At 67.3% G+C, this 17,602-nt stretch carries 21 protein-coding genes and 1 tRNA gene; 17 read left to right on the forward strand and 5 right to left on the reverse strand.

Features of this window, described 5'->3' with window-relative positions; translation table 11 throughout:
• Positions 1–249 precede the first annotated feature (249 nt).
• Entirely contained in the window at positions 250–798 is a 549-nt protein-coding gene (locus tag ACFWDI_RS01220) for a GIY-YIG nuclease family protein (RefSeq protein WP_385300599.1), read from the reverse strand.
• 460 nt (positions 799–1,258) lie between these two features.
• Here ACFWDI_RS01220 and ACFWDI_RS01225 point away from each other — a divergent pair, with 460 nt between their 5' ends.
• From ACFWDI_RS01225 to ACFWDI_RS01240, 4 genes are all read left to right on the forward strand, one after another.
• Positions 1,259–1,846 carry a hypothetical protein gene (locus tag ACFWDI_RS01225; protein WP_385300600.1) on the forward strand — a complete coding sequence of 196 codons (588 nt, stop codon included), beginning with the start codon at positions 1,259–1,261 and terminating at the stop codon, positions 1,844–1,846.
• Between the two features lie 332 nt (positions 1,847–2,178).
• Positions 2,179–2,679 (forward strand): hypothetical protein, encoded by a 501-nt coding sequence (locus ACFWDI_RS01230; RefSeq protein ID WP_385300601.1) that lies wholly within the window; start codon positions 2,179–2,181, stop codon positions 2,677–2,679.
• Positions 2,680–3,401: 722 nt separating this feature from the next.
• Positions 3,402–4,466, forward strand: coding sequence for a hypothetical protein (locus ACFWDI_RS01235; protein ID WP_385300602.1), 1,065 nt, complete (start codon positions 3,402–3,404; stop codon positions 4,464–4,466).
• A gap of 501 nt (positions 4,467–4,967) precedes the next feature.
• Positions 4,968–5,363, forward strand: a complete 396-nt coding sequence (locus ACFWDI_RS01240; RefSeq protein WP_385300603.1) for a DUF6188 family protein — start codon at positions 4,968–4,970, stop codon at positions 5,361–5,363.
• A gap of 388 nt (positions 5,364–5,751) precedes the next feature.
• Here the strand turns inward: ACFWDI_RS01240 and ACFWDI_RS01245 are convergent, their stop codons facing one another.
• Positions 5,752–5,961, reverse strand: a complete 210-nt coding sequence (locus tag ACFWDI_RS01245) for an e9imm peptide (RefSeq protein ID WP_385300604.1) — start codon at positions 5,959–5,961, stop codon at positions 5,752–5,754.
• A gap of 20 nt (positions 5,962–5,981) precedes the next feature.
• Positions 5,982–6,449 carry an NUDIX hydrolase gene (locus ACFWDI_RS01250; RefSeq protein ID WP_385300605.1) on the reverse strand — a complete coding sequence of 156 codons (468 nt, stop codon included), beginning with the start codon at positions 6,447–6,449 and terminating at the stop codon, positions 5,982–5,984.
• Positions 6,450–6,467: 18 nt separating this feature from the next.
• Here ACFWDI_RS01250 and ACFWDI_RS01255 point away from each other — a divergent pair, with 18 nt between their 5' ends.
• From ACFWDI_RS01255 to ACFWDI_RS01310, 12 genes are all read left to right on the forward strand, one after another.
• Positions 6,468–7,247: a GntR family transcriptional regulator gene (locus tag ACFWDI_RS01255; protein WP_385300606.1), complete on the forward strand. Its 780-nt coding sequence runs from the start codon at positions 6,468–6,470 to the stop codon at positions 7,245–7,247.
• A gap of 138 nt (positions 7,248–7,385) precedes the next feature.
• Entirely contained in the window at positions 7,386–7,742 is a 357-nt protein-coding gene (locus tag ACFWDI_RS01260; protein WP_385300607.1) for a hypothetical protein, read from the forward strand.
• A 2-nt stretch (positions 7,743–7,744) separates the two neighbouring features.
• Positions 7,745–9,100 (forward strand): FtsK/SpoIIIE domain-containing protein, encoded by a 1,356-nt coding sequence (locus ACFWDI_RS01265; RefSeq protein WP_385300608.1) that lies wholly within the window; start codon positions 7,745–7,747, stop codon positions 9,098–9,100.
• A gap of 107 nt (positions 9,101–9,207) precedes the next feature.
• Positions 9,208–9,852, forward strand: a complete 645-nt coding sequence (locus ACFWDI_RS01270; protein ID WP_385300609.1) for a DUF2637 domain-containing protein — start codon at positions 9,208–9,210, stop codon at positions 9,850–9,852.
• Positions 9,853–9,864: 12 nt separating this feature from the next.
• On the forward strand, positions 9,865–10,107 hold the full coding sequence (locus ACFWDI_RS01275; protein WP_385300610.1) for a hypothetical protein: 243 nt from the start codon (positions 9,865–9,867) through the stop codon (positions 10,105–10,107).
• An 18-nt stretch (positions 10,108–10,125) separates the two neighbouring features.
• On the forward strand, positions 10,126–10,317 hold the full coding sequence (locus ACFWDI_RS01280; RefSeq protein ID WP_366730681.1) for a mobile element transfer protein: 192 nt from the start codon (positions 10,126–10,128) through the stop codon (positions 10,315–10,317).
• 14 nt (positions 10,318–10,331) lie between these two features.
• Positions 10,332–10,526 (forward strand): hypothetical protein, encoded by a 195-nt coding sequence (locus ACFWDI_RS01285; protein ID WP_366730682.1) that lies wholly within the window; start codon positions 10,332–10,334, stop codon positions 10,524–10,526.
• 17 nt (positions 10,527–10,543) lie between these two features.
• Positions 10,544–10,891, forward strand: coding sequence for a SpdD-like protein (locus ACFWDI_RS01290; RefSeq protein WP_385300611.1), 348 nt, complete (start codon positions 10,544–10,546; stop codon positions 10,889–10,891).
• A gap of 89 nt (positions 10,892–10,980) precedes the next feature.
• Positions 10,981–11,178, forward strand: coding sequence for a hypothetical protein (locus ACFWDI_RS01295; protein ID WP_385300612.1), 198 nt, complete (start codon positions 10,981–10,983; stop codon positions 11,176–11,178).
• A complete protein-coding gene (gene repSA, locus ACFWDI_RS01300; RefSeq protein ID WP_385300613.1) occupies positions 11,175–12,554 on the forward strand; it encodes a replication initiator protein RepSA in 1,380 nt (459 codons plus the stop codon). The genes ACFWDI_RS01295 and repSA overlap by 4 nt, the downstream gene beginning before the upstream one ends.
• Positions 12,551–12,739 carry a helix-turn-helix domain-containing protein gene (locus ACFWDI_RS01305; RefSeq protein WP_385300614.1) on the forward strand — a complete coding sequence of 63 codons (189 nt, stop codon included), beginning with the start codon at positions 12,551–12,553 and terminating at the stop codon, positions 12,737–12,739. Before repSA ends, ACFWDI_RS01305 begins: the two co-directional genes overlap by 4 nt.
• Positions 12,739–13,890: a tyrosine-type recombinase/integrase gene (locus ACFWDI_RS01310; protein WP_385300615.1), complete on the forward strand. Its 1,152-nt coding sequence runs from the start codon at positions 12,739–12,741 to the stop codon at positions 13,888–13,890. The genes ACFWDI_RS01305 and ACFWDI_RS01310 overlap by 1 nt, the downstream gene beginning before the upstream one ends.
• 68 nt (positions 13,891–13,958) lie before the next feature.
• Here the strand turns inward: ACFWDI_RS01310 and ACFWDI_RS01315 are convergent.
• Positions 13,959–14,034 (reverse strand) — tRNA-Arg (locus ACFWDI_RS01315).
• A gap of 293 nt (positions 14,035–14,327) precedes the next feature.
• On the opposite strand from ACFWDI_RS01315, the gene ACFWDI_RS01320 reads away from it, so the two are divergent.
• A complete protein-coding gene (locus ACFWDI_RS01320) occupies positions 14,328–16,106 on the forward strand; it encodes a class I adenylate-forming enzyme family protein (protein ID WP_385300617.1) in 1,779 nt (592 codons plus the stop codon).
• Here ACFWDI_RS01320 and ACFWDI_RS01325 read toward each other — a convergent pair.
• Positions 16,079–17,362: a M6 family metalloprotease domain-containing protein gene (locus tag ACFWDI_RS01325; RefSeq protein WP_385300618.1), complete on the reverse strand. Its 1,284-nt coding sequence runs from the start codon at positions 17,360–17,362 to the stop codon at positions 16,079–16,081. The genes ACFWDI_RS01320 and ACFWDI_RS01325 overlap by 28 nt on opposite strands.
• Positions 17,363–17,602: the final 240 nt, after the last annotated feature.

The following is a 17,602-nucleotide window of genomic DNA, read 5'->3' on the forward strand; positions in this document are numbered from 1 at the left end:
ACGGCCCCGGACGGGGAGTCCGAGGCCGAATAGAGCGCCTCCCTGGGGAGGGAACCCCAGGTCAGCGGCGTAATGCGATGTGCCCCCGGCAGGATTCGAACCTGCGACACCCGCTTTAGGAGTTCGATCGCAGTGCGGTGCGGCGTGCCGGAACAGGGCCCGCAGGGCGCTCGCCGATCCGGTTGCGACCGCCTCGGTGCACCATCGTTCGCAGCCGTTGATGTCAGCTGGTGATGTCAGCCCACTGGGCTATGCGCTCACGGCCAACTCCCGGGCTCGCTGCCGTGCTTGGGATCTCAGTTCCTTGAGACGGCCGTAAAACGGGTTATGGCGGTTCTGGTCGAGGTTCAGCGGCAGGTCGAGCTGAGAGATGAGTTCCGACTCCAGGGTCCATGGTTCGTAGTGCCCGATCCAGCACACGCGAGCGTTCTCCGCCATCCACTGGCTGAGGGCGGATTCCCCGGCCTTGCCGAAGGTCATGCGCGTCCCACTTCTGCCTACTCGACGCAGCTCGATCCCGAGCAGGCAACCGAGCGTGAAGCGGAGCGTCGATCCGGCCGCGTTGCCCCGGTAGTGATACTGCACGCGCTTGCGCATGTTCTGCGTGCTGCTCCGGTTCGCCATGTAGCGCGGGGCTATGCCGACGTAGAGCAGGCGCCCGGCAGTGAGATCCGCACAGGGCGCCTGTTCGAAGTGCCACCCGTAGACCCCGGCCGCCGCCGGCACCGGGCTGGGACGCCTCAAAACCTCCTGAGCCGACCACAGCCGGTCCGGCGCGGTGAGAGCGGCATGGGCCACGGAACCTCCAAACTCGGCGGACAGTTGGCCGCAGAGTACTGGCTGCCCCGTGAGTCCCAGCGGCAGACCGGGTACCGCAGCTTTGTAAGCCTGGCGATCATCTCTGATGAGATCGCCCTGGTCATACGGCCTGCGCGGCCTCATCGCAGTCGGCCACGGGCTCATCCTGAGTCGAGTAGGTGTGGACCTGACCGGTGGTCTTGTCGCGGGTCAGGTCGCGCTAGTTGCGTCCCCAGTGACGGCAGTGAAGTGCTACATATGCAGGCCGACGCGCTTGGTTAGTAACCAACGCGTAACAGAGGGTGTGTGCGCTGTGCTGAGCCGCTAGCTTTCCTGACACCGCAACATGAGTAGCGATAGATCAACCTGCAGGGACGCCATGGCCGCTAATCCTCCGCCCGGCCCGACTCCGCCAACTCCGCCCGGCTTCTGGGCCTTACAGAGACAATCCTGGTTCAGCTTGGTCGCATCAATCAAAGTGGCTTTCAGGAATCGTATTAAGTGGGGACTGATCGGGCTTGCAGTTGGGGTGGCGGGTCTGATTCCGGCGTATATGTTTCCCTACCAGGATTGGAAGCACGGAGACGACATCCGCATCACTTCCCTCAATGATAGTAAGGGGGAAGCGATTCCCCGTTGCCTGAAGGTGCTGCGAGGGAGTGGAAAGCTGCAACACGGACACCACCTGTGGATTTCTGTGGAATTTCCAAAGAAGTCTGGGAAAGTTCGCACTGTCTTCGCACGTGAGGCGATCATGCGCAACGGGAAGTGGCGTGCGGACAATCTTAACGTGGGCGGTGAAGACCCGGCTGGAACCGCCTATACGCTTGCGGCCGTCGACGTCGATAAACGAACGCATGAAATGCTCGCCTCCGCGGTTATTGACATGTCTGACAGTGGGCTCAAGACACTCCCTGCCGGCGACAACCTCTGGCGGCTCAGTTTCCGTGGGTACCCCTCTGGTGTCCAGTCGCGTGCTGATGTCGGTGTCGTCCGCGACGCAAACGGTCGCCTCTCATGTCAAGAAGTCTCCGCAGGGCTGAAATGAGCTCCGGTCGCTCGCCATTCACTCTGGATCAGCGATAGAGAACCATAAAAACTCGGGCCCAGTGAAACGGAATCCGATTGTGCCGCCTCGCTCCGAACTGGCTCCTGGTCGTCGAAACGACGATCCGTTCGGCGTGACCGCGCGCGACGGGGCTGGCCTCTCGCATGCGGGAGGTACTGCGCGATGGCTGTGATGCCGCGCGCTGCCTCGGCTAAGCTCGGGCCGTCTAGCTTCTGCTTGAGTCTGCTGACAACAATGCATCGGGGGACACACATTGGAGCTCCAAGTGCCGTCCCCTGCGTCCGTGAGAAGCGGAGCCCGAGGAGGCGCCCATGAGCGAAGCAAGTAGCAGTCGCCCGTCAAGCACAATGTGCCCGCAGTGTACCGGAAGAGGCATCGTAGTCGGTGACGAAAGCGGCGACGTACGCTACCTCTGTTTATGGTGCAAGGCCACGTTTACCCACAAGACAGTCGAAGTCAGCGGAGCGAATGCCGCTGAAGTGGCAACCGTAATCCAACTGATTGAAAAGCAGCGTCTGGCTAGCCGAGGGCCCTGGCGGGCTGGCCTGTTTTATCTCCTGGCCCTCACGGTCCTCGCATCGGTGTTCCTCGTCGCAGCCAGCATCGTCCCTGTATGGGTACTGCCGATAGTGATCCTGGGCGCGCTCATTGGTTTGGTGACAATTGGTGCCCTCCAACTTCGGCAAGACGGCCGGATCAGCGAGAAGGGAACGCTGTCTCTGATCAAGGCTTCCTTCCGAACCGCGCGCTCGTTGGGTTCGGCGCCACAACCCCCCGCTCAGCCTCAGGATCCGGGCGTTGGCAGCGTGTGAAGTTCACGGAAGACACCTGAGAGACCTTAAAGCCGTGGCAGAGTCCGCGTGCCTACCGCGGTTCCAGCACCCGGGCGGCAAGCCGGTTCCGGATCAGCAGGTGCTGTGAGGGATCACGTTCGTGCTGCACACCGGTATCCAGTCGGAGTACGTCCCCAAGCGCTCGGCTGCGGCCCGGACATGACGTGCTGGCGCAGGCGCTTGCTGGCCAACGCCCCCGCTGACAGCGGCAGTTCCCCGTAAGTCCCCGCCCCATCCGAGGCGGTTGTGGCACGGGGAACTTCTGATCCGTAGCTCTAGCCGGATCGGTCAGCTACGGCCATACCGGCCGCTGCGATGTCCCGGAAAGACGGTGGCGGGCGGAGACAGTTGCTGTGGTTGCGGTACGACGCCGCTGTACAGCAGCCCCAGCCACAGGCGGACCCTTCAGATTCATGTCACCCTCGTCATCGTTCGGTCTTGGCCAGCGTATAAGCGGCGGCAGTATTTCCCCCACCTCGTCAAGGCCCTCGTGCGGCGCGGGTGCGCGCCACTTCTGCGGCGCGGCCTGCTTCCTGTCTGCGCCGCGGCTGGCCACGCCCGGCGGCGTGCTCGGCAGTTTCGGGCATGAACGTGGGAAGCGTCCTCTGTTGGCTGGGTCGGTCGGCTCAACGGACCGTGTGGTCACCTGTCAGGTTGGGCAATATGGGAGCACGTCGTAGGCCGGACTAGCGGGAGCCGCCATGCCGAAAAGAAGTGACTTTGAATGGCTGGAAGACCGATCCGATTGGATAAAGAACGCCTACAGGCTCAAGCTAGAAGTGGAATACCGACGGACCCACGGAACCTCATTTCAGCTCCTATTTGATCGCATCATGCGATCAATCCACGGTGACGATTACATCGCCACAGCTACGTATGGAAATGAGGGCGACCTTGGTTGTGATGGCTTCCTGAAGTCGCGGAAGGTTTTCTTTGCCGTCTACTCGCCGAGTCCATATTTCAGGCTCGCCGAAGCCCGTAACAAGATGAAGGCGGACTTTGCTCGCCTTGAAGAGTGTTGGCAGATACCGAAACAGGTGAAGCAGTGGACTTTCGTGATCAACTATCCCGGAGCGCACCCTTCTTTACTGGCCCTTGCTCAGGAATTTGAAGAACGGCACCCCGAGCTGACGGTTGCAGTCTGGAGCCGTTACGACCTCACACAACAGTTCCTGATATTCGCCCGAATGGACTTACTGCTATCTGAGTTTGGTTCGGTCGAGCAGAAGGTGCAGGAGCTGGCACCGTTGAATTTCGTGCCGGAGGACACGGCCCTGCCTAGCGACGAGGCCACGCTCACCTACCGGCGTCTCTCAGCCCGAATCAGGTGCCAAAAGGTCGATTATGACCAGCTGACGAACGAGTGGTTGGATCAGCTCAGTCACGACCCATTGCGCTGGATGATGGTGCACTTTCAATTCCTTGTGGGTGCCATGGCTTCAGTCGGTATGGCGGGTTCCTTTGCCATTGAAGATCCTCCCTTGCGGCGGCTCAAATTCGAGACGGGAGTCGCGGACTTCGCCTGGCGAAAGTATTTCAAGACTGCATGGGGTGGGCCTGCCTCCCTCATCTTTCAAGAAGACTACAAAAAGGAATTTCCATCAATCGGTGGCGACATTGACATGCTTATTGGCGTGTGTCTTGTCCAAGACGCGCTTACCTTGGGGACTATTCGTGTGCATTCGCGCATAACGGGGCTATGGGAAAATGAGATCCTCGAAGAAGTATGGTCACATGTGACGGAGATTAAAATCCATCCGGAATGAATTCACCGCTGCCGGCAAGATGCCCCTTGAGTAAAGACTCATCCGCCCCTATGCGTCGGCGGGCACGACGTGGCACTCTTCCCGTCTCCCGAGGCTCGGCTGTGGGCGGACGTGTAGACGGAGGTCTGGCGAAGTGGCAGCGCGGGCCAGTCACACGGCCAAGCGTGGGCATGTGTGGGCCAGGCCATATGCCCGCGGAGACGCCCCGGAGGTAAGTGCAGGCCAGCGCGGTGTCAGTTGTCTGAGCTACGCAGTCTTGAAAACCGTCGTGGCAGCGATGTCACCGTGGGTTCAAATCCCACACCCACCGCAGATGAACGGCCCCTGACCAGGTGAAGTAGTCGGGGGCCGTTGTGCTGTGTGGTGCCCGGTCACGACCATCGTTCCCCGGGGTTCCCCGCACGATCGGGCACGCATGGGGCACGCCGCCGGGGAATGTGGCTGCACTTGCGATGTCGGTCATGTCAGGCTGTCGGCTTGCCGTGGATGTGGGGAGGCGGCGTGAGGGTTCCCTTGGCCTTGATCGGCTCTCGGGTGGAGCGCACATCATTTGATCAGCAGGTGCGGCTGAGCCTGTGTGCCCTCGACCCGGACGAGGGCTACCGGCTGGATGCCGAGTTGGTCGTCGAGACGCCGTTCCTGTTCCGGGACACTGCTGGTGAATGGCATGAGCTGGACCCCGGCACAGGTTTGAGCCTCGCACCTGTTCTGGCGCTCTACGGACAGTCGGTCACTTCGGTCGATGTGCGTGACCGTGGGGCATTGGTCATCGACTTCCACGACGGCGCTGGACTCTGGGTGGGACCGGACCCACAGTTCGAGTCCTGGCATCTGACCGGACACGGAATCGACTCGATCATGGTCGGCCCTGGTGGTGAGGACGACTGGGTCCGCTGACTGACGTAGGCGCCGTGTGCCGGTGGCCTTGTCACGAGGTCGGTGGAGCGGCTTTGGGCGGGAGCTGCCATGGGGCGAGAGATCGGGGCCCGTAAGCTCTCCGCGACTCGGGCAGTCTCTGGACCTGCCCGCAATAGCCCGATGTGGGCCCCGATCTTCGAGGCTCGCCCCATGGTGGCTGCCTAAAGCCGTGGAGCCGACCGCCCCCGCCCCCGCCGGCCTTTCTCCTCAGCCAAGTCGTCTCGCTCTAGCCGCGCGACCGGCGTAGCCGGGGACGGAGCGGGGCGGAGACAGGAGCGTCGGTCCCCGGCGATGAGCCGGGGAGCGCGCGGCGAGCGGAGCGAGCCGCCTTGATGAAGTAGGGAAACTCTTATCGCGCCGCTGGGGTTCAGAGGGCGATCGGCTTGTACGTCAGGGCTCGATCGACGATCTTCTCGGCGCTCAACTCCGGGTCGAAGTCCCAGTAGATGTAGTCGCTGATGTGGGGGCACCCCAGCCCTCTCTCCAGGGTGGCCAGGATCTCGTCGTCTTCCGCTTCGTTGACTGTGTCGGCTTCCAAGAGGCGCTGAACGAGGGGTACCGCTTCGGCGCGGCTCATCCGTCGGTATGGCTCCACGATCACCGTGCCGTGATCAGTCGGCGGCCGTCGTGGCTGCGGACATGGGGCCCGTCCCCGTCCAGGGCATCGAGCAGTCGCACGGCGTAGACCTCGGACATCCGCTCGGCGACTTCGGCGGGCGTGAGCCAATCAACTGCCGTCGACTCGGCTGAGGTTCGCTCGATGCCACCCGAGGGCTTGCAGCGGAAGACCAGGGCGACGATGCCCCGTGTCGTGTTCTTGTAGACCCCGGTCAGTTCGTCGACTTCAACGCGGATGCCGGTCTCTTCCCAAACCTCGCGGGCTACACCTTCTGCGGGTGCCTCGGAAAGTTCGAGGATTCCGCCCGGCAGTTCCCACGTTCCGTTGTCCGCCCGGCGGATCGCCAGCAGTCGCCCGTCCTCACGCACTACGGCCCCGGCTACAGACACGGAGTGCAGTGGCGTTGACTGACCTTCGCGGGCGCTGTTACTCATGTACAGGAGCATAGGAGAGTGAGAAGGACTATGGGAACAGCCGTAGGAGGTGGGAGGGCCGTACCTCGGTACGTGCAGATCGCCGACGAGATCATTCAGCAGATCAGAGCGGGCGTCCTCAAGCCTGGTGAGATGATGCCGAGTGAGTCCGAGCTGGTCGAGCGCTACGGCGTCTCTGGCGGAACGATTCGCAAGGCAATGGTGGAGGTCCGGGCCAGTGGGCTCGTGGACACACGCCACGGCAAGGGCTCGATCGTGAAGGACCGGCCGCCCGTACGGCTGCGCTCCTCGGACCGCTTCCGGGCATCGCATCGCCGGGGCGGCAAGGCCGCCTATCTCGCTGAGTCCGCGCAGTCCGGAGCCACCGCCAAGGTGAGCGTCCTCTACATCGGCCCGATGGAGGCCCCCGAGGACATTGCCGAACGGCTCGGTGTTGAGGCCGGCACCCAAGTGCTCGCCCGCAGGCGGCTCTACTTCCGCAACGGGACTCCGGTCGAGACTGCTACGTCGTACCTCCCGTGGGACGTGGTCAAGGACATCCCCGAACTGTTCGCCGAGAACCCCGGCCCCGGTGGCATCTACGCCCGGCTGGAGGACGACGGTCATGTCTTCGCCGAGTTTGTCGAGACGCTGCAGGCGCGCCCGGCCGCCAAGGCTGAAGCCTCCGAACTCGCCCTGAGCCCCGGTGCGCCCGTCGTACATCTCATCCGCGAAGCGGTGACCGAAGAGGGTCGAGTCGTCGAGGTCTGCGACACGCTCATGGCCGCTGACCAGTTCGTCTTCAGCTACCGGATCCCGGCTGCCGACTGACGCTCACTCAACTCCCCACAACCCGCCGTGATTTCTTCTTCGCGGCGGGTTGACTCATGTACAGGAGTGCTGCACTCTTCTTCATGTCACTCATGTACATGAGTGACAGAGTCCAACACTTCTAGAGGAGTGATCTCTGTGCGTGTGATCCCCGTCGACACCGCTGGCGCCGTCGTGATGGTGGCCCAGCCTCCGCAGCCGAAGATCGCCAACCGTCAGACCGGCGAGGTCGCCACCGACCGCGACACCGGCGCGCCGCTGATGACGATCGACGTCATGTTCGTCATGAACGGCAACGCCGAGATCCTGTCCCTGACCGTCCCGGAGACCGGGTTCACCGGCGAGCTGGCCACCGGTACCCCGGTCGGCCTGACCGGCGTCGTGGCCCGGCCCTGGGAGAACGAGTTCAACGGCCAGAAGCGGCACGGCATCAGCTTCCGCGCCGTGGCCGTCACCTCCCTGGCTGCTGACGCCGCCAAGCCGAAGGCAGCCTGATCATGACCGGGGCAACGATCGGCCTCCTGGTCGTCGTCGGGCTGGCGCTGCTGCTCAAGTGGCAGCGCCCCGCCTGGTACTGGCTGGGCTTCGGGGTCACCCTCGCAGTCCTGCGCGTGCTGATCCGGTACGCCTCCGTCATGGAGGCCTGCGGGCTGACCGTCCCCCCGTCGCGGCTGCGGCTCACCTGGGCCCACATCGCCAACCGGCCCATCCCCGACCCCCGGCCGCCGCGCATCCTGAGCATCCGCCCCACCCGCACCGGCCTGGTCCTGCGGGTCAAGCTCCAGCCCGGTCAGGACGCCTTCGACTTCGCCGCGTCCACCGACCGCCTGCGGCACTCCTTCACCATGCACGGCGTCAACTCGCGTGAGATCAAGTCCGGCGTCGTCGAGCTGCGGATGACCGGCTACGACGTGCTCAAGCGGGTGCAGATGCCCGCGAAGATCGAGCGGGAAGGCCTGCGCATACCCGTCGCCCTGCGGGAGGACGGAGAAGTCCACTACCGCGACTACCGGCAGGTTCCACACGCCCTCAACCTGGGCGCGACGGAATCCGGAAAGTCCGTATACCAGCGGCAGTTGGTGAAGGAACTCGCCGCGCTCCACGTCGCCCTCGTCGGCATCGACTGCAAGGAAGGAGTAGAGCTCTACCCGCTCGCACGCCGCTTCTCGGCGCTGGCCGACAACCCCGGCGCCGCCGCCGACCTGCTCGATGTGCTCGTGGACCGGATGGCCGCGACGTACCGGATCGTCCGCCGCGAACAGCGCATCAGCTCCGACGTCCCGGACGCTGAGATCACCGCCGACATCTGGGGCCTGCCCGATCACCTGCGGCCCGTCCCCATCGTGCTTTTGGTCGACGAGGTGGCCGAGCTGTCCCTGTTCGCCAACGCGGCGGAGAAGAAGCGCCGGGAGCGGATCATCACCGCACTGGTCCGGCTCGTCCAGCTCGGCCGGGCTGCCGGGATCTACGTAGAGATCTGCGGGCAGCGTTTCGGCTCGGAACTGGGCGATGGAATCACCATGCTCCGCGCACAGTTGACCGGCCGCACCTCGCACCGCGTCAACGATGAAGCCTCGGCCAAGATGGCGTTCGGCGACATCTCCCCGGATGCCGTGCTCGCCGCGACGCAGATCCCTACTGACCGGCCGGGTACCGCCGTTGCCGGTGACTCGACCGGCGGATGGGTCCGCATGCGTACGCCCTTCACGTCGCTGCGCCAGGCCGTGAACGTCTGCAACGCGAATGCCTACCGCACGCCGCAACTGCCGGAGCTGGCCGACTTCCGGCCGCTGGCGCCCACCGTGTCGCTGGTCAAGATCCCGGCCGCCGCTGAGGCTCCCGCCTCGGTCTGATCCACCTCCGCACCCCGGTCGGCGCGACCGTCTCGCGCCAGGTCCCTACCCCCGCCATGCCCGGCGGGGCCGGGACCCCTCCCCGCCCCTCGGAAGGAGGCGAAGGAATGCGCCCCTCGCTCCGCATCGACGCCGTCCTCGTGCAGGCCGTGATCGCTGGCGCCCTGTCCTTCGCGCACCTGCACGACCTTGCCGCCGCTGCCGGGCAGACCGGTTGGAAGGCGTGGGCCTACCCGGTCAGTGTCGACCTGCTCTTGGTCGCCGCCTGGCGACGGCTGCGCAACGACGGTCCGTCCCGGCTGGCCTGGTGCTGGTTCGTTGTCGCGCTGATCGCCTCGCTCGGCGCGAACGTCGCCACCGCCGGTTTCCTCGACCTGGCTGACCCTCCCGCCTGGCTGCGGTTCGGCGTCGCCGGATGGCCCGCGCTCGCCTTCCTCGGCGGCACGCTCCTCGCCCACTCCCCGCCCGTGCCCGACCAGCAGTCGGAACCGGCGGACGACGTGCCGGCCGAATCGGAGCCCGAACCGGTGCCGGACGCCGTCGATGCCTCGGAGCCTGTGCCCGCCCTGCCCGCGCCTGCGCCACCCGCACCGGCTGCCGTTCCGGCCCCGCCGCCACTGGTCGCTCACGCCCGCAAGCTCGCCGACGCCCACCACGCGGCCACAGGCAACCCCATCGACACCGACACCCTGCGCGCCCGCCTCGGCGTCCCCGCCCCGATGGCAGAGGCCATCGCCGCCCAACTCGTCTAGCGGAGGTTCCTTATGTCCAGCCTCATCGGCGCCTCGATCAGCTTTCACCTGACCGAGAAGCCGTTTGTGATGTGCCACGACTACGGCACGGAGCGCACTCCGATCCTCGCCGTGCAGGACGCGCACGCCTCGCTGATGCTCCACGCCCGCGACTGCCTTCCCCCGGCCGAACAGCGCACGTTCGCCCGTGAGCTCCTGGCCGCCGTCACCGCATACGCCGCCGCCGTCGAGAAGTACACCGCCCCGCTCACCTGACCGAAAGGACAACAGACCATGCCTGCCCGCGACTTCTTCCACTCCGTGATGAGCATCGGCCCCGTCCAGGTCGGCACCCATCGCGACCGGCACGGCCGTACCAAGCACGCCGCTGTCTGCACCGCCGACCGCTGCGGCTGGTCTTCGGACTACACCAGCCGCTCCGCCGCCACCCTCGCCGCCCGCACCCACCGCTGCCGCATCGCCTGACAGGAGAGCACCCGATGAACGTCGAACTGCCCCTGATCCTCGTCGTCGCCATCTTCGGCTACTTCGGCATCCGCCTCATGCGCCCGCCGACCTGGCTGATCGTCGTGCTCCTCCTCGGCGGCTTCCTCCTCGCCGACACCTTCCTCGCCCCCGCCATCGAGTCCGGCACCCGGACCGGCGTCGACGTCGTCAACGGCACCCAGAAGTAACCGAAAGGAGAACCCTCATGCTCCGCCCGCGCATCCCCACCATGCCCACACCCACCGGCATCGTCACCCCGCTGGTCACCCAGGCCCCGACCCTCGCCGAGCAGGAACACCCGGCACCGGCCTGCACCTGCCACCACACCCCGGCACCGGCATCCGCGCCCGCCGCCCCCGCTCCGGCTCGACCCGCCATGCAGCTGACCCCGGGCACGCTCCTCGCCCTCGTCGGCGGTGGCGCTGCCGTGGTCCTCGTCGTCGGGGCGGTCCTGGTTTCCATGCTCCTCGCGGTCGCCGTCACCGCGACCTCGGTCGCTGTCTGCGCCGTCGTCCTCCGCTCGCTCCTCAACAACCCGCGCAAGCGCTCCTGACCGGCCCCGGGGCGGCCGAAACCGCCAAGTCACCACCGCCCCGGAGCCGCGCCCCAACCCATCCCGAAGGACAGGAAGGAACACCCATCATGACCGACGACGCTCCCGCCCCCGCGCGGGTCTGCTCGCACTGCGACGGCTTCCCCGCCGTGAGGGTCACGCTCGGCGGCCGCGACCGCCGCGGCTACCTCCGCACCGTCACCGTCCACTGCCCGGCCTGCCACGGCACCGGCAACCGCGCGGCCGCCCGCCGCCCGCTGCCCGTCCTGGCCGGAGTGAGCGCGTGACTGACACCGCCACCCTGGCGGGCCTGGACCCGGCCACCCTCGGCGACGCGCTGCGGGTGGCCGGGTCCACCGGCTTCGACCGCTGGCAAGACCAAGTGCGCCGCACCGGCGGCTGCTCCGACCCGATCCACCTGACCGGCTGGACCCTCGCCAAGGACAAGACCACCGGCGAGACCCTGCGCCACTACTCGACCGACACCGAACCGGACGGACGGCTCCGCGTGGCCTGCGGCAACCGCCGCGCCTCCCGCTGCCCGTCCTGCGCCTACACCTACGCCGGAGACACCTATCACCTGATCCGCGCCGGGCTGGCCGGTGACGAGTCCAAGGACATCCCGGCCACCGTCCGCGATCACCCCCGCGTCTTCGCCACCCTCACCGCCCCGTCCTTCGGCCCCGTGCACAACCGCCCCGACCGCGGCTCCTGCCGCTGCGGCGCCCACCACCTGGACGACGACCCCGCCCTCGGCACCGCGCTTGCCCCGTCCACGTACGACTACGCCGGAGCCGTCCTCTTCAACAACCACGCGGGCGAACTGTGGCAGCGCTTCACCACCCGCCTGCGCCGCGAACTCGCTGCCTGCGCCGGACTCTCCCAACGTGCCCTGGCCGCCCAACTGCGCCTGTCGTACGGCAAGGTCGCCGAGTTTCAGAAGCGTGGGGCGATCCACTTCCATGCCGTGATCCGGCTCGACGGACCGGACGGGCCCGACTCCCCGCCGCCCTCCTGGGCCACGGTCGCCGTGCTCACCGACTCGATCCGCGCTGCCGTCGCCCACTCGTACACCACCGTGACCGTGCCCGCCGCCGGGGACCAGCCGTGCCGGCCTTTCCGCTGGGGCAGTCAGCTCGACATCCGACCCGTGCACGCCTTCGACGACGGCTCCGACATCACAGAGCAGGCGGTCGCCTCCTACGTCGCCAAGTACGCCACCAAGGCAGCCGAGTCGACCGGCAGCCTGGACCGCCGCATCGGCAACCGGGAAGTCCTCGACCTTCTCGGCGTGCCCAACCACCCCCGCCGACTCATCGAGGCCTGCCTCGACCTCGCACCGCTCTACCCCGACCGCAAGCTGACGGCCTGGGCTCACATGCTCGGCTTCCGCGGCCACTTCTCCACCAAATCCCGCCGCTACTCCACCACCCTCGGCGCACTACGGCAGATCCGCGCCGACTACCGCGCCGCCCAAGAACGCGACGCCTTGGCCGAGCCGGACACCGTGCTCGTCCTCGCCTCCTGGCAATACGCCGGACACGGCCACACCCCCGGCGAATCCGCCCTCGCCGCCACCATCGCCCGCGATCTCCAGCTCAACCGCGAAACCGCCCGCGAAGCCCTGCACGACCAACTCGCCCTGGAAGGAGCCGCAACATGACCACCGCCACCGCCGAACTGCTGACCGTGCCCGAGGTGATGGCGCGGCTCAAACTCGGACGCTCCACGGTCTACGACCTGATCCGTTCGCGCCGCCTGACGTCGATCACCATCGGTCGGGCCCGGCGCGTACCCGCCGACGCCGTACGGGACTTCATCACCCACGAGATCGAGGAGGCTGCCTGATGGCCTCCCAGCGCAAGCGCAACCCAAACGGCGCGGGCACGATCACCAAGCGCAAGGATGGCCGCTATCAGGCTGCGGTCTATGTGCTCCAGCCGGACGGCACCCGCGCCCGGAAGTTCGCCTACGGCAAGACCTGGGCCGAGTGCGACACCAAGCGCCGCGACCTGCTCGACAAGGTGGCGAGCGGAACCCCGGTGCCCACCCGGTCGGCCAAACTCGCTGAGTATCTGGCCTACTGGCTCAACAACATCATCAAGCCTCGGCGCAAGCTCAGCACGTACGACAAGTACGAGGCACACGTGCGGCTATACCTCGCCCCCATGCTCGGGGTGAAGAGGCTGGAGTCGTTGACCGTCACCGACGTCCGGCGCTTCTGCAACCAGCTGGAAAAGAAGACGACCGCAGCGACGGCCAAGGAGTCTCACCGGGTGCTCCGTACGGCCTTGTCCGCGGCCTGCAATGAGGAGCTGATCACCCGGAACGTGGCCAAGCTCGTTGAGGCCCCGCAGGCCACGTCACGGGAGCTGAGCCCCTGGTCTCTCGACGAGACCTTGGATTTCCTAGCGGCGGCTCGAAAGGATCCGCTGTACGCCGCGTTCGTGCTCGCCATTGCCATGGGCCTGCGGCGTGGCGAGATCGTCGGTCTCCGCTGGGAAGACATCGACCTGGACGGCCGCGTCCTCTACGTCAGGCAGCAGACTCAGCGACGCCGTGGCGTTCTCTACAACGACGATCCCAAAGGCCGTCGTCGTCGGGCCGTACCGCTCCCGGCGATGTGCATCGCGCCGCTCCGCTGGCACCGCATGCGGCAGACCGGTGCCAGGCAGCGTGCGGGGGAGTCGTGGGATGAGGGCGGCTACGTCTTTGCCACCCGCAACGGTCGCCCGGTCGAGCCGCGCAACGTGTATCGCTCGTTCACCCGCATCGCCGACTCTGCCGGCCTTCGTGTCATCCGGCTGCACGATGCTCGGCACGGCTGCGCGACTCTGCTCACCGCGGCCGGTGTCGCTCCTCGCGTCGTGATGGAGATCCTCGGCCACAGCCAGATCAGCATCACCATGGACGTCTACACGCACGTCGTCCAGGACACGCAGCGCGAGGCGATCAGCCACATGGACCGGCTGCTCAAGCGGCGGCCCGGCCGTGAGTGACTGTGCCCGTTGATGTCAGACGTGGATGTCAAAGACCCCCAGCCATGATCGGCTGGGGGTCTTTTCGCTGGTGCCCCCGGCAGGATTCGAACCTGCGACACCCGCTTTAGGAGAGCGGTGCTCTATCCCCTGAGCTACGGAGGCCGGGATCTGTCGGAAACGCGTCCGGAATTCGCCCGAAGGTGGACGGATCCAGCCAGTTGGGGTCCCGACAGTGTTGTGGTGGTGCGGCCGGTGAGGGCTGCGCCACCGCCGACAGTGTAGCGGGTGACCGCAGCAGGCATCCCGCCGTCCGGGCCTGCCGCCAGGCTCTGTGGCAGGCGGTCGGCACACAGCGGTGATCAGGCCTCGGTGGGCGGTACACCCACCTTGACGGTGCCCGGGTGCGGGCATAGCGTACGCCAGCGTACTGAGCAAGCGCTTAGAGAGGGTCGTCCGTGCCGCACCCCCACCCGCACCCCGATCCGTCCGCCCCCGCGCCCGCCCCGGCGCATGCTCCCGAAGCGCTCGTTGCCCCCGGGGCCCCCTTCGCCGTCGTCCGCGGCGAGGACGGTGGACTGCTGTACGCGGACGGGCCGCGCACCCTGCGGGAGTTCGTCGAGGCCACCTGGGCGTTCGGCGACCGGCCGTTCCTCATTGCCGCCACCGGGACGTACACCTACCGGGAGTTCTTCGCCGCCGCCTCCGCGCTCGCGCGGCGGTTCGTCGAGGAGTACGGGCTGCGGCCCGGCGACCGGGCGGTCATCGCGATGCGCAATCACCCCGAGTGGCAGATCGCCTTCTGGGCCGCACAGCTGACCGGGCTGGTCGCCGTGCCGCTCAACGCCTGGTGGACCGAGGACGAGTTCACGTACGCCCTCGACCACTGCTCGCCGCGCGTGCTCCTCGTCGACGGGGAGCGGCTGCCGCGGGTCGAGGCCTGGCGCAAGCGGGCCGGCGTCCGGGCCGTCGTCTTCCACCACGAGGTCGAGCCGACGGAAGGGGGCAAGCCGACCGAAGGAGTCGAGCAGACCGAAGGGGTCGAGCGGTACGAGGACTTCGAGCGCCCGGATCCGCTCGCCGCGCCGCCCGCCGTCGAGGTCCGGGCCGAGGACGACGCCACCATCATCTACACCTCAGGGACCACCGGGCGGCCCAAGGGCGCCGTCGCCACACAGCTCGCGCAGGCCGGGGCGGCACTCAATCCGCGGTTCCACGCGGCCGCTTCCGCGCTCGCGCGCGGAGTGATGCCGGGGCAGGGGCCCGCGCCCGTCGTCCTGCTGACGTTCCCGTTCTTCCATGTGGCCGCGTTCACCACGCTGTACTCGACGATGGCGGCCGGCGGAACGCTCGTACTGATGCGGAAGTGGGACGCCGAGCAGGCCCTCGAGCTCATCGAGCGGCACCGCATCACGTACTACGCGGGCGTGCCGACCACCGCGCTGCAGTTGCTCGACGCAGCCGAGCGGGCCGGGTCGGAGCTGGCGACGCTCTCGCACCTCAGCACCGGCGGGGCCGCCGCGCCGCCCGATCTCGTGGCGCGGCTGACGGCCCGGTACGGACAGCGGATCGAGCCGCGCAACGGCTACGGGCTGACCGAGACCAGCGGTGGCGTGCTCGCCAACTACGGCGCCGGCTACCGGGAGAACCCGGGCAGTGTGGGGCGGCCGTCGTCCGCGACCGAGGTGCGGATCGCCGGGCCCACCGGCGAGCCGCTGCCCGAGGGCGAGGTCGGTGAGCTGTGGCTGCGCGGGCAGTCCCTCGTGCGCGGTTACTGGAACGATCCGGCCGCCACCGCCGCCGCGTTCCACGACGGCTGGTTCAGGACCGGCGATCTCGCGACCGTGCGGGAGGGACGGGTCAGCGTCGTCGACCGGCTCAAGGACATGGTCATCCGCGGCGGAGAGAACGTGTACTGCGTCGAGGTCGAGGCGGTCCTGCACGATCACCCGGAGGTGGCCGACGCCGCTGTGTTGGGCGTACCGCACCCGGTGCTGGGGGAGGAGGTCGCGGCCGTGGTGCAGTTGCGCGCCGGGGCCACCGTCGCCGTGGACGAGCTGCGGGCACATGTCGGCAGGTCCCTCGCGGCCTTCAAGGTGCCGGCGCATGTCCTGCTGCGGGACGAGCCGATACCCCGTAATCCCACAGGGAAGATCCTCAAGCGGGAGCTCCGCGGGCCGGTCCAGGAGCAGGTCGCACGACCGGTCGGTCAAGAACGCGTCACGCGCACCCGGTAGCTGCCGCCCGGGTCCTCGCGGATCACCGATATACGGATCCTGTTCCGGGCGTCGGTGAAGGTCTGGCCGGGCCCGTACGCCGCGTCGGAGAGCTCCGCGTGCACATTGGGCCGCCGGGTGCAGCCGCCGCTGTTGCGTTTGCTGTCGGAGACCGACACCGGTCCCTGTCCGGTGTCCACGTCGGACTGCACGTGGTAGATCAGTACGCCCGGCTCGCACACGGCCTCGTCGTTGCCCGCCCTGGTGCGTACTTCCACCGCGTACCCGGAGTCCTCGGTCACCGGGACGATCGCCATCTTGGCGCCGCCCGAGGTGGCCAGCGGGGTCAGCGAGTACTCGGTGGTGCCGGGCGCGGACGCGCAGCTGATCTGGTCGGCGTCCAGCCAGCCGAGCTTCCACTTGTGCCAGCCCAGCAGGTCGTTGTTGGCGCCCCAGTCCTCGGACATGATGTCCCAGTGGCCGACCGCGCCGCCGCCCTCGGTGGTGTAGAGGTCGGGCAGGCCGAAGACATGGCCGTTCTCATGGGGCAGTACGCGAAAGCCCGTCTCGTCGTACGACCCCGAGCCGTCGTCCTGGCGGCTGTAGACGAAGGACGTGTTGGCCAGCGGCACGCCGTCCGCGAGCGGGGCCTCGTCGTTGCCCGAGAAGGTCACGGAGAGCACGGTGTCCAGCGCCGAGGGGCCGGCAGTGGGTGTGACCAGGATGTTGACCAGGTCGTATGTGCTGAAGTCCACCTTCGGGTCGGCGGCGGCCACGATGTCCTGGACGAGCTTGCGGTAGCCGGGCTCGTAGGGTGAGCCGCGCTCTATCCCGTACGCCGCGAACGGCATCGGCATCCGCAGCCAGTCGGTGACCGGCGCGTCCGGGCGGTAGCTGAGCCGTCCGTACGAACTGGTCTTGAACCACTCCGAAGTCTGCGGGAAGAACTCCGCGAGCCGGTCGAGCGCCGGCCCCGGGCCCGGTGCGTCCGGGAAGTCGATCATCAGGTTGAGGGCGCGGACCTCGCCGGTGGAGCGCGAATATCCGGGCGGGGTGGGCATTCCCTCCGACATCTGCACGCCGATGGTGGACGCGATCCGGCACGGGCCGAGCCCCCGCTCCTGGGCGGCCACGGGTCCCGCCGATGCCCGCGTGGGGGCGGGGAGCGTGGCGCTCGCCGTGGTGAGGGCGGCGAGCGCGAGTGAGGCGAGGAGGGCGAGCGCGCTGAGGCGCCGGTGCCTGCCGGCTCCGCGTATCCGGTGGCGCGTCTGCTCCATGCAATCGCCTCGGGGTCCGCGGCAGCAGGCCGGCCCTCGCTGCGCTGTGCGATCAGCCTGTGACGGGTGGTGGCCGGCCGCGCGCGGGGTGAGCCGATCGTGGGTATTTCCCGCGGCCAATGTGTGATGCAGGTCACATTCAATGCGGGAAATAACCGGGGAGGGTTTCCCCGTTTGAACTCGTGTCCCCCGCGAAACGGGGAAGCGGTCCCCGCTTGCGTAGCGATACGAGAGCGATTC

Source organism: Streptomyces sp. NPDC060064 (assembly GCF_042736455.1).
Taxonomy (GTDB): domain Bacteria; phylum Actinomycetota; class Actinomycetes; order Streptomycetales; family Streptomycetaceae; genus Streptomyces.